At 57.5% G+C, this 13,942-nt stretch carries 13 protein-coding genes; 5 read left to right on the top strand and 8 right to left on the bottom strand.

All coding sequences use genetic code 11. The features are described 5' to 3' along the window. Positions 1 to 35 precede the first annotated feature (35 nt). The gene (gene queG, locus ACYZT8_RS02330; protein ID WP_461978923.1) at positions 36 to 1,112 is read left to right on the top strand and encodes a tRNA epoxyqueuosine(34) reductase QueG; all 1,077 of its coding nucleotides are present in this window, start codon (positions 36 to 38) and stop codon (positions 1,110 to 1,112) included. A gap of 8 nt (positions 1,113 to 1,120) precedes the next feature. Here queG and ACYZT8_RS02325 read toward each other — a convergent pair whose 3' ends face one another. From ACYZT8_RS02325 to orn, 3 genes are all read right to left on the bottom strand, one after another. Beyond that, the gene (locus tag ACYZT8_RS02325) at positions 1,121 to 2,170 is read right to left on the bottom strand and encodes a Fic family protein (RefSeq protein ID WP_461956890.1); all 1,050 of its coding nucleotides are present in this window, start codon (positions 2,168 to 2,170) and stop codon (positions 1,121 to 1,123) included. Positions 2,171 to 2,336: 166 nt separating this feature from the next. After that, positions 2,337 to 2,948, bottom strand: coding sequence for a trimeric intracellular cation channel family protein (locus ACYZT8_RS02320; protein WP_007945604.1), 612 nt, complete (start codon positions 2,946 to 2,948; stop codon positions 2,337 to 2,339). Positions 2,949 to 3,184: 236 nt separating this feature from the next. Next, positions 3,185 to 3,727, bottom strand: coding sequence for an oligoribonuclease (gene orn / locus ACYZT8_RS02315; RefSeq protein ID WP_046056848.1), 543 nt, complete (start codon positions 3,725 to 3,727; stop codon positions 3,185 to 3,187). Positions 3,728 to 3,834: 107 nt separating this feature from the next. On the opposite strand from orn, the gene rsgA reads away from it, so the two are divergent. The 4 genes from rsgA (at position 3,835) to ACYZT8_RS02295 (ending at position 6,934) form a co-directional block, all read left to right on the top strand. After that, positions 3,835 to 4,866 carry a small ribosomal subunit biogenesis GTPase RsgA gene (gene rsgA, locus ACYZT8_RS02310; RefSeq protein ID WP_461978920.1) on the top strand — a complete coding sequence of 344 codons (1,032 nt, stop codon included), beginning with the start codon at positions 3,835 to 3,837 and terminating at the stop codon, positions 4,864 to 4,866. A 212-nt stretch (positions 4,867 to 5,078) separates the two neighbouring features. After that, positions 5,079 to 5,486, top strand: a complete 408-nt coding sequence (locus ACYZT8_RS02305) for a TIR domain-containing protein (RefSeq protein ID WP_461978918.1) — start codon at positions 5,079 to 5,081, stop codon at positions 5,484 to 5,486. Between the two features lie 3 nt (positions 5,487 to 5,489). After that, positions 5,490 to 6,449 (top strand): caspase family protein, encoded by a 960-nt coding sequence (locus tag ACYZT8_RS02300; protein ID WP_461978916.1) that lies wholly within the window; start codon positions 5,490 to 5,492, stop codon positions 6,447 to 6,449. Next, positions 6,449 to 6,934 (top strand): toll/interleukin-1 receptor domain-containing protein, encoded by a 486-nt coding sequence (locus ACYZT8_RS02295; protein ID WP_461978914.1) that lies wholly within the window; start codon positions 6,449 to 6,451, stop codon positions 6,932 to 6,934. The genes ACYZT8_RS02300 and ACYZT8_RS02295 overlap by 1 nt, the downstream gene beginning before the upstream one ends. A 42-nt stretch (positions 6,935 to 6,976) precedes the next feature. Here the strand turns inward: ACYZT8_RS02295 and ACYZT8_RS02290 are convergent, their stop codons facing one another. From ACYZT8_RS02290 to tssI, 5 genes are all read right to left on the bottom strand, one after another. Then, entirely contained in the window at positions 6,977 to 7,246 is a 270-nt protein-coding gene (locus ACYZT8_RS02290) for a hypothetical protein (protein ID WP_461978912.1), read from the bottom strand. A gap of 378 nt (positions 7,247 to 7,624) precedes the next feature. Beyond that, positions 7,625 to 8,563: a hypothetical protein gene (locus ACYZT8_RS02285; RefSeq protein WP_461978910.1), complete on the bottom strand. Its 939-nt coding sequence runs from the start codon at positions 8,561 to 8,563 to the stop codon at positions 7,625 to 7,627. Next, positions 8,560 to 11,253 (bottom strand): toxin VasX, encoded by a 2,694-nt coding sequence (locus tag ACYZT8_RS02280; RefSeq protein WP_461978908.1) that lies wholly within the window; start codon positions 11,251 to 11,253, stop codon positions 8,560 to 8,562. Before ACYZT8_RS02280 ends, ACYZT8_RS02285 begins: the two co-directional genes overlap by 4 nt. After that, the gene (locus ACYZT8_RS02275; RefSeq protein WP_461978906.1) at positions 11,250 to 11,816 is read right to left on the bottom strand and encodes a DUF4123 domain-containing protein; all 567 of its coding nucleotides are present in this window, start codon (positions 11,814 to 11,816) and stop codon (positions 11,250 to 11,252) included. The genes ACYZT8_RS02280 and ACYZT8_RS02275 overlap by 4 nt, the downstream gene beginning before the upstream one ends. After that, a complete protein-coding gene (gene tssI / locus ACYZT8_RS02270; RefSeq protein ID WP_461978904.1) occupies positions 11,813 to 13,906 on the bottom strand; it encodes a type VI secretion system tip protein TssI/VgrG in 2,094 nt (697 codons plus the stop codon). The genes ACYZT8_RS02275 and tssI overlap by 4 nt, the downstream gene beginning before the upstream one ends. Positions 13,907 to 13,942 lie beyond the last annotated feature (36 nt).

The raw sequence follows: 13,942 nt of genomic DNA, 5'->3' as shown, positions 1-13,942 counted from the left end.
ATTATACGCACCTCAGCTCCGGTTTCTCTCGCCTCATGCCCGCTATTACTACAGACCTGCCCGCCCTCGCCCAATCCATCAAGGACTGGGGCCGCGAGCTGGGCTTTCAGCAAGTCGGCATCAGCGGCCTGGACCTCGCCGAGCATGAGCAGCACCTGGAGCGCTGGCTGGCGGCCGGCTACCACGGCGAAATGGAGTACATGGGCGCCCACGGCAGCAAACGCTCGCACCCGGAAGAACTGGTCCCCGGCACCTTGCGCGTAATTTCCCTGCGCATGGACTACCTGCCAGGCGATACCCAAATGGCGCAATTGCTGGCCCAACCGGAAAAAGCCTACGTATCGCGTTATGCCTTGGGCCGCGATTACCACAAATTGATCCGTAAACGCGTGCAACAACTGGCAGAAAAGATTCAGGCAGTCATCGGGCCGTTCGGTTACCGCGCCTTCGTCGACAGCGCGCCGGTGCTGGAAAAAGCCATCGCTGAGAAGGCCGGCCTGGGCTGGATCGGCAAAAACACCCTGGTGTTGAATCGCAAGGCCGGCAGTTACTTCTTCCTCAGCGAGCTCTTTGTTGATCTGCCGCTGCCGGTCGATCCACCGCACATCACCGAACATTGCGGCCGCTGCACCGCGTGCCTGGACATTTGCCCGACCAACGCCTTCGTCGGCCCGTACGTGCTGGACGCCCGGCGCTGCATTTCCTACCTGACCATCGAACTGAAAAGCGCGATCCCCGAAGACTTGCGTCCGCTAATCGGCAATCGGGTGTTCGGCTGCGACGACTGCCAGATCGTCTGCCCGTGGAACCGCTTCGCCCGCCCCTCCGGCGAAAGCGACTTCAAGCCACGGCACAACCTGGACAATGCCGAACTGGCCGAACTGTTCATGTGGGATGAGGAAAAGTTCCTCAGCAGCACCGAAGGTTCACCGCTGCGGCGCGCGGGTTACGAGCGTTGGCTTCGAAACCTCGCGGTAGGGCTGGGGAACGCGCCATCGAGTATTCCGGTGCTGGAAGCGTTGAAGGCGCGACGGGAGTATCCGTCAGAGCTGGTTCGTGAACACGTCGAGTGGGCCCTGAAACAACATGAGCAGCGCGCTGGCAGCCACTAAACTCGCCTTTAGCGATGCAAGTTTATCCACTTGGCACTGCGCCCCTTCCCTGTCGACTCAATTAACCCTTCGGCTTTCAATGAACGCAAAACCATACGTACAGTGTCACGACTCACGCCCGGGCAAGCTTCTTCAAGCTCAGTAATGGAAAACGGTAGGGAGCGCTTCAACGCTTCAACTCGAACTCGATCGCTTTTGCCTCCATGGCGCTTATCGATCTTACCGACACGCTCCTCAAACTCCTTGTAAGCGCGAAGTAGCGCACCCCAGAAATAGTTGAGCCATGGCTGAACATCGTGTCTGCCTTCATGCCAACCTTGAGAGCTGACCTCAAGTGTTTCGTAATAGCTTTCCTTTGACTCCTCGAAGATCCGCTCAAGGCTTATGAAACGGCCCACGCGATAATCAAACTGGTAAAGCAACAATAAGGTAAGCAGTCGAGCCACGCGCCCGTTGCCATCTGAGAAGGGGTGGATGCAGAGAAAGTCGAGAATACTCAGCGGGACCAATACGAGCGGGTCTGCCAGATTTTGATCCAATGCTTTTCGGTACTGCATGACCATGTCGACCATTACAATGGGTGTCAGATGTGCCGCAACCGGTTGAAAGCGGATGCGTGAACTACCGTCCGGATGGCGCTCGATGATGTCATTGTTCGTTGCTTTCCACTCCCCGCCATCCTGCGGTAAATAGCGATAAAGCATGCCGTGCAACTGCCGAATGACGCCCTCGGAGAATGGCATCCCCTCTGCCGCTTCATGGATAAGAGAAAGCGCATCGCGGTACCCCGCGACTTCTTGCTCGGAGCGACTTTTCGGGTCGGCATTTTTGATAATCAACGACTTCAGACGACTTGGCGAAACAACCACTCCCTCCAATCGGTTCGATGACTCTGTAGACTCGATGACTGCAAGCTGCTTCAGGTCCTGGAGAATTTCTGGGGACTGGGAAACGAACAATTGTTGCTTGCCCCGGTACTCCCCGAGAGCCCGCAACGTCGCGACCTGCAGTCCGTCGTAGCGAAGCGTTGCGAGAAATTCGGGAGTGAGTGATCGCATTTATGTTTTTACCTGCCAAATAGGGTAATTCAAAGCTAAATAGGGTAACTAAATAGCTAACTACCCTATTTAGGAGCTTTTTACCCTATTTTCTCCGAGCAACCTAAGAGACTTCCTCGACAGGATATTTCGAAGATCCCCCTATCCGTCCATGCACCCACTGAAATCAAGCTTCGTCGTTATAAACGAACTTCGGCATTTCCCAGTGAAAACGAATCGCCAGCAACCGCAGCAGGAAGCCGCCAAACAGCGTGATCAGAATCGCCTGTTCGCCGGGTAATTGCAGGTAGATGCAGAGCATGTAGCACCACGCCGCGGCGAACGAGACGCTGGCGTAGAGCTCGCGGCGGAAGATCAGCGGGATGTCGTTGCAGAAGATGTCGCGCAGGATGCCGCCGAAAACCCCGGTGATCACGCCGCTGACCGACGCCACCAGCATGCCGTGGCCCATTTCCAGGGCGGTCATGCAGCCGATCAGGGTGAATGCCACCAGGCCCACGGCGTCGAGCACCAGAAACAGCGAGCGCAGGTGGCGCATCCAACGTGCAGCGAAGACGGTGAACATCGCCGCGATCGAGGTCAGCACCAGGTATTCCGGGTGTTTGACCCACGTCAGCGGGTAGTGGCCGAGCAGCACGTCACGTACCGAACCGCCGCCAAGCGCCGTGATGCACGCGATCAGCACCACACCAAACCAATCCATGCCGCGACGGCCGGCAGACAGGGCGCCGGTCATGGCTTCGGCGGTGATGGCGATCAGGTAAAGCATCAGCAACATGGTGGCGGTCCTTGCAGAAAGGCGCGCAGTCTAGCCATTTAGTCGCGGCACCAAAAGAGGGCCAGAACAGACACCGAATACCTGTGGCGAGGGAGCTTGCTCCCGCTGGGCTGCGCAGCAGCCCCTATTTCCTGACAACGCATTCCTTCAGATAAACCGTGCCTGCTGACTTTACGACTGCTGCGCAGCCGAGCGGGAGCAAGCTCCCTCGCCACAAAAGCCCTCTCGGTGCCAAATCAGAACTTGATGAAATGCTTGCGGTAGTGCTGCAGCTCGGCGATGGATTCACGGATGTCGTCCAGGGCCAGGTGCGTGCTGCCCTTCTTGAAGCTGTCGCGCACGTCCGGCGCCCAGCGTGCGGCCAACTCTTTAAGGGTCGACACGTCGAGGTTGCGGTAGTGGAAGAAGCTTTCCAGGGATTTCATGTGGGTATAAAGGAAGCGGCGGTCCTGGCAGATGCTGTTGCCACAGATCGGCGACTTGCCCTTCGGTACCCATTGCTCCAGGAAGGCGATGGTTTGGGCTTCGGCTTCGGCCATGCTGATGCGGCTGTCGCGCACCCGCTGGGTCAGGCCCGAGCCGCCGTGTTGACGGGTGTTCCACTCGTCCATGCCGGCGAGGATCTCGTCGCTGTGGTGGATAGCGATCACTGGCCCTTCGGCCAAGGTGTTCAAGTCGCTGTCGGTGACGATGGTGGCCATCTCGATGATGACGTCGGTATCAGGGTTCAGACCGGTCATTTCCAGGTCGATCCAGATCAGATTCTGCGGGTTTTGCATGTGTCGGCTCCTAGGCAATGCTGCGCAGTTTAGCCTAGGGCGGCGCCCGGGCGTGCTAAACTCGCGGCCGTTTTACCTAATCGCTGCATTCTTGATACGGAACACCCATGGCCAAACGCCAACTCAATCGTCGTCAAAACTGGCGCATCGAAAAGATCCAAGGCGAACGCGCTGCCCGCGCCGCCAAACGCGAGTCCTCGGCTGTCGAGGCACTCGAGGGTGGCGACCTGGGTCCGGAACAGACGGGCCTGGTGATTGCGCACTTCGGTGTGCAGGTCGAAGTCGAAGCGCTCGATGGCGATTTGGCCGGCGAGGTGTTCCGCTGTCACTTGCGCGCCAACCTGCCTGCGCTGGTGACCGGCGATCAGGTGGTCTGGCGTGCCGGCAACCAGGGCATCGGTGTGATCGTGGCGCAACTGCCGCGTAAAACCGAACTCTGCCGTCCGGACAGCCGTGGTCAGCTCAAACCCGTAGCCGCCAACGTCGACATGATTGTCATCGTCTTCGCCCCGCTGCCCGAGCCTCACGCGAACCTGATCGACCGTTACCTGGTTGCTGCTGAGCACGCAGGTATTCGTCCGCTGCTGCTGCTCAACAAGTTCGACCTGATCGACGAGCAGAACGCTCCGGCGCTGAATGCCTTGCTGGCGGTTTACCGCACGCTGGGTTACCCGGTGCTGGAAGTGTCGGCGCACCACGGCAACGGCATGGAGCAACTGCAGAAGCAGCTGGATGGACGCATCAGCGTGTTCGTCGGCCAGTCCGGCGTCGGCAAGTCCTCGCTGGTCAACAGCCTGCTGCCGGAAGTCGAAGCCCGTGTCGGCCCGTTGTCTGAACTGTCCGGCCAGGGCACCCACACCACCACGACCGCCCGGTTATTCCACTTCCCCGGTGGCGGTGAGTTGATCGACTCCCCGGGCATCCGCGAATTCGGCCTGGGCCACGTCAGCCGCGGCGACGTCGAAGCCGGCTTCATCGAGTTCAACGACTTGATCGGCACCTGCCGCTTCCGCGACTGCAAGCACGACCGCGAGCCGGGTTGCGCCCTGCTCAAGGCACTGGAAGAAGGCCGCGTGCAGCAGCAACGGATGAACAGCTACCGCTCGATCATCGCCAGCCTGCCCGAAACCAGCTACTAAACAGACACTCCAGCCGCTCCGATGCAGACGGAGCGGCGGGTTGTTCATTGCGCCCTGCAAATCCCCCCACCGATTAAACGTCAGACAGCTCTGTAGGGCATTTGCGCGCCTGCTTGAAGGACCCGTCTCTTTAACCGGACAGGCCTTGTTGCGGCCATCCAAGTGCATACATTCAAGCCCTCTTCGCATTCCGGCGATACCGAGGGATATCCATGCAAACCTATCATTTGTTCATCAGCCACTCGTGGAACTACTCCGATGCCCACGACAATCTGGTGAGACTGCTGACCGCGCATCCAACGTTCACCTTCAAGAATTTCTCCGTACCTCCGCATAACCCGATCATAGGTGCCCAGACCGACAAACAGCTGGAGGAAGCCATCGAAAACAAGATCAGGCCCTGCTCGGCGGTCCTGATCATGGCGGGCATGTATTCGACGTACAGCAAGTGGATCAACAAGGAAATCGAGATCGCCCGGCGCATGGGCAAGGTGATCATTGCGGTCAAACCGTTTGGTGCGGAGCGGATTTCTACCGTAGTACGCCAGGCGGCACATGCTGAGTGCGCCTGGAACACCAACAGCATCATCAGTGCCATTCGCACTCACGCGGCGGGCTGAACCATGCGCAAGGGATTGTTCATCGGGATCAACAACTACAGCCATGTTTCCCAATTGAGTGGCTGCAACAACGACGCGATGGCCATGGCCTCGGTGCTGAAAACCGACGCCGACGGGGACCCGAATTTCAAGAATATCGTGCTGACCTCAGCCGAAGACCACTTGGGCCGCGAGGTACTCGAAGGCCACATCCAGGATTTGTTTTCCGGGGACTGTGATGTGGCCCTGTTGTATTTCGCCGGCCACGGCAATTTCGACACCGATACCGACGAAGGCATGCTGCTGCCCCAAGACTACAAGTCGGCCAAGGACGGGATCCGGCTCAGTGACATTCTGAACTGGGCCACCAAAGCGACGAAAATCAAAAACAAAGTCATCATTCTCGATTGCTGTCAGGGCGGCGCTGCCGGGGAAATGCGGGCCTTGCGTAGCGAAAGCAGTGTGATCGGCGAGGGCATGACCATTCTCACGGCCTGTAAAAAAGAACAACCGGCAATGGAAGGTTCAGGTCACGGCGTCTTCACCGGGCTGCTGCTTCAGGCATTGCACGGTGGCGCCGCCAATATTCTGGGGAAAATCACCCCCGGCAGCCTTTATTCCTTCGTCGACAACGCGCTCGATGCCTGGGAACAGCGGCCGGTATTCAAGACCAATGTGTCGCAGTTCATTTCATTGCGTGAGGTCTCACCACTGATCCCCAAGGAAATACTGCGCAAGCTCCCCGACTGGTTCGCCGAGGCAGAATCGGTGTTTGCGCTCGACCCCAGCTACGAACCCACCGAAACATCCTTCGACCCGGACCACGGCGAAGTTTTCGCCCAGCTGCAAAAGTGCAACCGACACAGCCTGATCGAGCCGGTGGACGCCGAGCACATGTATTACGCCGCCCTGAATTCCACCGGCTGCCGACTCACCGCCCTCGGCGCCTATTACCGCGAACTCGCGATCAAGGGACATTTCTGATGCCAGTATTTATCAGCTACCGCCACACCGACCGCGCCCAGGCAATGGTCATCAATGCGCGCCTGAAACAGGCGAACATCAAAACCTATCTCGACGTGCTGGACACCGAATCCCAGCAAACCGACGACATTACCACCGTCATCACCCGCAACATTACCGAATGCACGCACTTGCTGGCAGTGGTCTCGCAGGAGACTGCCATGTCCTGGTGGGTGCCGTTCGAAATCGGTGAAGCGACCATCAGTGATCGAAGGATCTGCTCCTACAAGATCGGGGCCAGCGCGCTGCCGCTGTACCTCGATAAATGGCCGAAACTGAGCAACGATGTCGACCTCAGCTTTTTCATCGATGCCTACCGCAAAGAGTCCATGTCCAAACGTTCAATAGGCATGGAGTCCTTCAGCGAATCCGTTCGCGGCACCTACAAGAGTGATGCCGATCTATTCCACGACCAGCTCAAAAACCGCATCCGTCGCGGCTTTTGACAGGCACAAAAAAGCCGCGATCATCTCGCGGCTTTCTGATCTTCAGAGTACGGCTTTTTCCAGTTTCCAGTCTAAGGCATCCAAGGCGTCACAGCCGTCTTGAAGCAACATATGGGCTGCATTGGCGAAATGCTCCAGGTCGTGACCTTCGGCGTCTTTTATACACAGACACACCACGCTGTTGAGCAGATTACGGGCGGCTTTTATGCGGTGTGTGGCGGTTTCAAGAAGGTCGGAAGCTTTGGCTTCGGTATCGATGAACAACGTCGGGCCGACGCTGAAATTGCCTTGGAGCGGGTGGTATTTGGACATGGGGACTTCTCTTTGAGTTAAGAGCTCCCACCATTTGCGGCTAAGCAAATTAGGTGACAGCTGTACGCGGGTTAGCCGACCGGACAAAGAGAACTCCGGCACACCCGAAGGTGTCCCACGCACAGCCGCCATAGATATAAAAACATAGGCAGCAAAAAGCGCCTCCTTTCAGGGGGCGCCCGTGCACTCTTTGTTTGACCGGCTAAGATCGATCACCGATTCGTCGGCGACGGGCGAACTATAAGCGAGCCATTAGGTGAAGTAAAACCCGGTTTGTGCGTCTCGGAGACGTCCTACAACGTTCTCCGAAACTGGCTAACACCTTGAATTTTGCGCACCGGTAGATTCAGACCCATGCGGAGAAATGAGCAATCGACTTCAGTTCGGCGCTGCTTTTTCACGCTCCAGATCGACAAGACGCGTAGCTGGGCCATTGGCTTTCAGGCGTTCAGTGACAACTTTAGGCCACAAGTTGCGGGAGCGGCGTTTGGCGAGGCTGTAGGTGAATTCCTGAATTCGATCCTGGGGGTAAAACATCGGTTCGAGTATCAGCTTTGCAACATCACTGGCGCCCAAGTAGTTCTTGCCGCCCGCCTCCTTTTTCGCCTGTTTCAACTGCGCCAGTGTGTGTTTGAAGCTGTCGCTCATTTTAAATCGCACGGCCAATTGGCTTTTTACGAATGCATCAGACTCACTGTGATTGCCCTGTTCGTCAAAATAAGGGCCATTGTTCATATAAGAACGGATGTATTCCCAAAAGCCTTTTTGCATCACCAGTGTTTTTCCAAAAGGTGCACCGAGGCTGATCATCAATGCAGTTTCCGGTTGTTCAAATTTCCACACTCGAATTTCAAGCGATGCGCTTTGTATGGCACCGATTTGGGCGCCCACCAGTTGAAATTCATTTGCTACGGCTGAGATGCCATCCCACGGGGTGTGAAACAGCTCGCCTTCGTGATCGAAATACACTTCGCGGGTGCGGCGGTTGAACAGGATGGGCAGGGGTAAAGGGCGCAGGGTTTCCCATAGAAAAGGAACAAGAAAAAAAGCTGCCGACATGATCAGCCCCGTGGGAACGCTTTCCCACTTTCCATTGATCATTAACAAAAAAGCCATTCCTAGCCCACCCAATCCAATCCACCCGCCGAGACCTGTAAATTGCCCCCGATCCGAGTCGCCACCTGCTTGCAACGCCAAGTAATGTTCGGTGTGCTCATCGGTAATGAACAACTCCATCGGCTGTTCACCCGTGGATTTGTTCGCTTCAAGAATTGCCGTGGGTGCAGCACTGAAGTGCGATTGTTCTGGCGTATTCATATCCAAGCTCGTTCCATGATTTTGACCGCTGGCAGCGTCAGTCCTTCTTGTGGGGAATAGATTAATTCGCCTTCGATACGTTGCAGGTCCCGCACACCATTCTCATGGTAGACACGACGGTAAGGGGTGATGCCGGCTCGTACAGGAATACGAGTGCCGCTATGTGGCGCAAAGTCTTTGCCCGTCCACTCGACCTTTTTTATCTGCTCAGGGTGGTAGCCGAGTGTATCGCCCCAGACTTCCTGTCCCTTGAAGTGAATCATGGCATCTGTCAACGGCACATTTTCTCCGGGGAGATTCAGCATCAGATAGGTGGAGGTGACCTGGCCTTGGTAGGGGTGCATTTCTGCCAGCCGGCGGGCATCAAAACTGATGGGGAACAAAATGGGGTACAGATTATCCATGGACAGGGCATAGCTGTTGGACCAAGTGTCGTCCGGACGGATACCAAAGTGGCTGTTTTTTACCCACTTTTCCAGCCGCGAGTCAGCCGTGTAGAGACGGGCAATGACCCCGCCGACAATCACGACCGTCAGCCCCAGCAGCTTGACTCCAAAGTGCGGCACTGCATTTAGCCCTTGGGCAATCGTCGCTGCATCCCCAGCTAACACCGCAGCCCGAGCGATTCGCAATGCGCGAAAAGCCTCGACCTGGATTTTGATACTAGCCAGCGAAGCACCGACTACTGCCAGGTTGGCAGACATAGTGTCGAAGTCACCCGCTTGGTACGCCTCGAAGGCGTCTATCCCATAAAGTACGACGTCGAAGGCAAGGAAAGCACCTTGTGCCAGTGCTGCATTGGCTGCTCGGCCCAACGCTCTGGCCAAAAGCAGACGTGATGAAATGGACGTGCTTCCGCTCTGGCGAACAGCCGAAGCCCAATCAACCTCCGCCACTCGCTGAACTACGGCCGCACCTGCTGCCCCAACGCCAACCAAGGCCCCAAAACCACCAATCCATTTTTTAGCCGTTTCGCTATCCACCAGTTGATCCATAGCCCAAACAAAATTCACCCCCGCCACCAACGTCACAATCGACTTGATCGGCGCCTTGCTCAGCGCACTTTTCAAATCAAACACACTGCCCAATTCAACACCCACCGCCAGATTCACCGGCAACGGCGGCAGCTTGGTACTGGCTGGCACCAGGTGCATGAACGGGATTCCGCCCGTCACTCCACTGGCCAATGGCGCGACGTTCAGATGAGCGGGCAATGCCTGGCGAGTCCCCATCAAATCGCTGTACCACTCGCCCATTTGGCGCGGTGTGACGCCGGAGGTCTGGATGCGTTGGTCGCTGCGGGCAAGGGCTGCCGCCATGTACACCCGCCCGACTGGGCTGGTGACATTGTCCGCGTGGTGCAATTGCAGCGCCGCGACAGGCGCAACGGCCAAAAACAGCGCTTCGATGCTGGCTGCAGGTTTGTGTTGCTTGAGTTTGTCGGCGGTCTTGTTCAGCGCATCGGCATAACCAAAGGCTCTGGCGAGTTTGCTGGCGCCTTCTTGAACAGCAGCCTGGTTATCGCGGGCCACATCACTGAAGTCCACAAGGTATTTGATTTCGCCAACACCCAGCCGTGACGGCAACCCGAGCAATGCCCAAAGCAGCCATGGCTTACCGGCCTTGTCACTCTCCAGACTGAGGGTAATGGCCTCGGCTCCGATACTGGTGCTGGCCGCCCCCAGGCACGCCGCTGCGAAATGCAATTCCAGTGCCTCACGCGCCATCGACTGAGTGATGTCGAAATGACCGCAAGCCGTGTCCATGCTCGATGGACCGGTCACTTGCAGGGTGTTGAACCACGCCACCCAGAGTTGGGCCAGATGCCGCGTGTCGGCGGTATACCGATTGTTTTGGATCTCTTGATCTTTCCACGCCTGCTGGAGTTCGTCATAGCGAGTGATAGACGGCAGTTGTGCACTCAGTTGGCGGTCGCCTTCGCTCAGTGATTTGATGACGCTGGCCATCGCCCACTCTTCAACGTGATGTTCCTGGTAATTGTCGAACGCTTCTTTACGCACACGCATCAGCGCAGCGAGGTCGAGCAGAACGCCCCATGCGTCATCAATGACCGCGTAGGTTTGTTGCTCGCAGGCCTTCATCTGACGCTGCAATTTCAACCGATCGGGTGCGTGCTCCGTCTCGGGCTCCGCGCTCCAGCCATAGCTCTTCGCATCGTTGTATTCGCCAATTCGCTTGGCGATGGTGTCAACCTTGCCACTGAACGGCGCAACGCCCGGCACAAAACTGCGCATGATGCGCTGACGCACCGCTGGGTCTTTCCTGGCGGCCTGATATTGGACCTCACTCCAGCGAACGGGCGACCAGACCAATCCGACAGGGTCGCCAGCTCTTAACACCAGATGCGGTTTGATCCGGGTGTCGATCACCCTGCCTGCACGTGGGGTTTGGGTAAGCTGAGCTTTTTCGACCTGATACTCCACCAACTTGGGTGGACTGCTCTCCAAGACATAAAGCCAACCGTCGCGCAACAAGCGCGAGGTGTAGCTGAGCGCGTGCCCTGTCAAATCAGGATGCCGAGGCCCCAACTCGGGAAACGAGCCACTCAACGCCGGCAAGTCGTAGGCTTCGGTATCGACCGCGACGGTTGGGCCGAGGGCGTATCGCAGTGGCAAAACGGCAGCGAACAGCGGGCACGTTCCAACACGGATTTTGTTCTGGGCGCTCATGGGTTTTTCTCCGGGTTGGCGGGAAGGCTCAGTGCATGCAGAAGCGGCTCAGGCAGGGTGATTTGCGCGGCCAGACCTTTATTGGCCGGTGCTGAGTCGAATTCCGGCGCCTGGTTTTCCCAAGCGCACACTGGCGCGTTGCCATGGCGTAGCCAGACGCTTTCCACACCAAACCAAAAGCCTGCTGGCCATTGCGCTCCGGCCAAACAGCCACGTAGCAGCACCGAGCTATCCGCCAGACGCAGCCATAGCTCTCGCTGGTATTCATCAAATATGCGCAACCGACGCTGCAGGATCGGTTGCCATTGTTGGGCACTCTGTGGAGTAGCCAGCCAAACACTGTGTTGCAAATCAGAGCCACCCCACCAAGCGGCGTAGGCTGAGCTACCCAGTGAGGCATTGAGCAGAAATGGCCCCGCTGGGCCAATCCGCTCGTAGGCGGTTCCCTTGAAAAGCGATTGAGGAGCGTCTGCGCCGTAGTGCTCGTGAAGCCAATCGAAAGCGTCCTCATACTGGGAACCGTCAAGCAGGAGCAGGCCTTTGTTCGGGGTGATCGGGGTCATGCTTCAGCCCTCTCTGTTAACTGATGTTCCGGGGCGGCATCGCATATCGGGCAAATGCCGGTATCGGCCTCACGAAAGACGATGTTCTGTTTGAGCAGGACTTCCATGGGGAGGGTGTCGATAACCACTGCCTCGGCAGCTTGGGGAACTACTGACAGTGCCGCCTGCCCCGGCAGGCCCGCGACCGGCGAACCGCCCTCGGCAATGGCCACACTGCTGAAAATCCCGTTGGAATTAATGACGATGTGCTGACCACCGGCCGTAAGCGTCAAGCTCGTTCCGGCATTAATGACCACATTGGCGGCGCTGACATGGGCATGCGCCCCAGCCTGAATCACCAACGTGCCCTCTGCCGAGGTGCTGCTATTGCCGGCGATGGTGATCAGTTCATTACCGCCGATCACCGTGTTGCGCTCACCCTGAGTGGTGTGCAACTCGTCGCCCTTGATCAGGCTGGCGCTGTGGTTGTCGACCTGTTCGAAGCGGTCGTTGCTGATCAGGCTGTGGCTGTCGCGGGTGATCTGCTCGCGGCGGTCGTTGCCTATCTTGGTGTTGCTGTCTTTGAGGATCAGTTGCTCGATGTCTCGTTGGGCGCGCAGGTAGATGCGTTCCTGCCCGGCGCGGTCTTCAATCGACAGCTCGTTGTAACCGCCGGTATGCGGGGAGCTGTGGCTGCGCAAGACGGTTTTGGTTTTGTGCTCGGGCAACGCATACGGCACAGACGTGACCTTGTTCGGTACACACCCGGTAATGAGCGGATTGTCAGGATTGCCGTCCAGATAAGTGATGACCACTTCCATGCCGATGCGCGGGACGGTCACCGCCCCAAAGCTGTCACCCGCCCAGCTGGAGGAAACCCGCAGCCAGCAACTGCTTTTTTCACTGTTGAGTTCGGCCCTGCACCAAGGAAATTCGACCTTCACACGACCATATTCGTCGCAATAGATCTCCTCACCGGCCGGGCCGGTAACGCGGGCAGTCTGGCAGACCAATGCCGGTCTTGGTGCAGGTAGCGGTGGCCGATAAAACACATCCCAGGGAACGGCGCTGAAGCGGTTGCGATAGCCTTGGGTAAAACCGTCTTCGGGTTTGATGTTGCTGGTAATGGCCTCTTCCAGTGACTGGGGTTGTTTCCCAGCGTGCGACACGCTGAGTAACAACCACAGATCGTTGCAGGCTTTGCGCGGGTGCTCGGCCAGGTCAAAAAAGTGCCCACTGCGCAGGCACGGCTGATCGCTGGCGCCCTCGACCACTTGGTAATCGGCACGGTGGCGCTCCAGGGCCTGGCGCGCGAGTTGTTTGCCGCGTTTTTCATTCTCGATCAAAACCGGATAGCGATAGTCTTCCAGCTCTGGGTTGAACTCGGCGGTGAAGCGGCTCTCCAGCAGCAGGCTGGGGCGCTGGAAGTCGTAATGTCGGCGCGTTGTCGTGCTGGTGCGGCTGCGAAAGCCCATGGAAAACTGGCTGACCACCGGGTGCTCCGCCACCATCCCGGAGTCTTGTTGATAGGGGGTTTTGCCCAGTTTGGGGAAGCAGGTCTGGTCGTCGGTGAACACCAGCAAATGACCTTCTGCCGAATGCTGGTGATGCCAGGCGATGCCGTCCTCGGCGCACAGCCGCTGGACGAACTCGAAGTCATTTTCCCCATACTGCGTGCAGTATTCGCGCTCGGGGCTGGTGCTGACATGGAAGGTAAAGGCATCGGCCTGAATGCCGTGACCTTTGAGCACCTGAGCGATGATTTGCGGAACCGCCAGGTTTTGGAAAATCCGCTGATTGTGGCTGAACTGCAAGTAATACAGCGCAGGCACCAGGGTCAAGTGGTAACGGGTCAGGCGTTTGCCGGACTCCCCGACGAACACCTCTTCGATACGGCCATGAAGGCCTTCGCCGTTATGACCGAACTGGAGAAAGGCGGGCTGGCTGAGCAGGCTCTCCAGATCAAAATCCGGGTGTTCGCTGACCAGCTCAACGTGAATCGCGTACAAGGCGCCGATGACCTCGACACCGTCAAAGGCGAGAACCTTGAAATCGTGACGAACATCGGGGATGTGCAGCGCAAAATGCACCGTATTGGCCGAACCGAACATACGCTTATCCTTAAGCAAAGAGGATGTAAAAGCGCG

Source organism: Pseudomonas sp. LB3P93, from assembly GCF_054898025.1.
This window is presented reverse-complemented; position numbering and strand designations above follow the sequence as displayed.

Excerpts from the sequence above, each read along its gene's own strand:
- queG (WP_461978923.1), top strand. The coding sequence starts at position 36 with ATGCCCGCTATTACTACAGACCTGCCCGCCCTCGCCCAATCCATCAAG.
- ACYZT8_RS02300 (WP_461978916.1), top strand. The coding sequence starts at position 5,490 with ATGCGCAAGGGATTGTTCATCGGGATCAACAACTACAGCCATGTTTCC.
- ACYZT8_RS02295 (WP_461978914.1), top strand. The coding sequence starts at position 6,449 with ATGCCAGTATTTATCAGCTACCGCCACACCGACCGCGCCCAGGCAATG.
- orn (WP_046056848.1), bottom strand. The coding sequence starts at position 3,727 with ATGCAAAACCCGCAGAATCTGATCTGGATCGACCTGGAAATGACCGGT.
- ACYZT8_RS02290 (WP_461978912.1), bottom strand. The coding sequence starts at position 7,246 with ATGTCCAAATACCACCCGCTCCAAGGCAATTTCAGCGTCGGCCCGACG.
- rsgA (WP_461978920.1), top strand. The coding sequence starts at position 3,835 with ATGGCCAAACGCCAACTCAATCGTCGTCAAAACTGGCGCATCGAAAAG.
- tssI (WP_461978904.1), bottom strand. The coding sequence starts at position 13,906 with ATGTTCGGTTCGGCCAATACGGTGCATTTTGCGCTGCACATCCCCGAT.
- ACYZT8_RS02325 (WP_461956890.1), bottom strand. The coding sequence starts at position 2,170 with ATGCGATCACTCACTCCCGAATTTCTCGCAACGCTTCGCTACGACGGA.
- ACYZT8_RS02285 (WP_461978910.1), bottom strand. The coding sequence starts at position 8,563 with ATGAATACGCCAGAACAATCGCACTTCAGTGCTGCACCCACGGCAATT.
- ACYZT8_RS02320 (WP_007945604.1), bottom strand. The coding sequence starts at position 2,948 with ATGTTGCTGATGCTTTACCTGATCGCCATCACCGCCGAAGCCATGACC.
- ACYZT8_RS02305 (WP_461978918.1), top strand. The coding sequence starts at position 5,079 with ATGCAAACCTATCATTTGTTCATCAGCCACTCGTGGAACTACTCCGAT.
- ACYZT8_RS02275 (WP_461978906.1), bottom strand. The coding sequence starts at position 11,816 with ATGACCCCGATCACCCCGAACAAAGGCCTGCTCCTGCTTGACGGTTCC.
- ACYZT8_RS02280 (WP_461978908.1), bottom strand. The coding sequence starts at position 11,253 with ATGAGCGCCCAGAACAAAATCCGTGTTGGAACGTGCCCGCTGTTCGCT.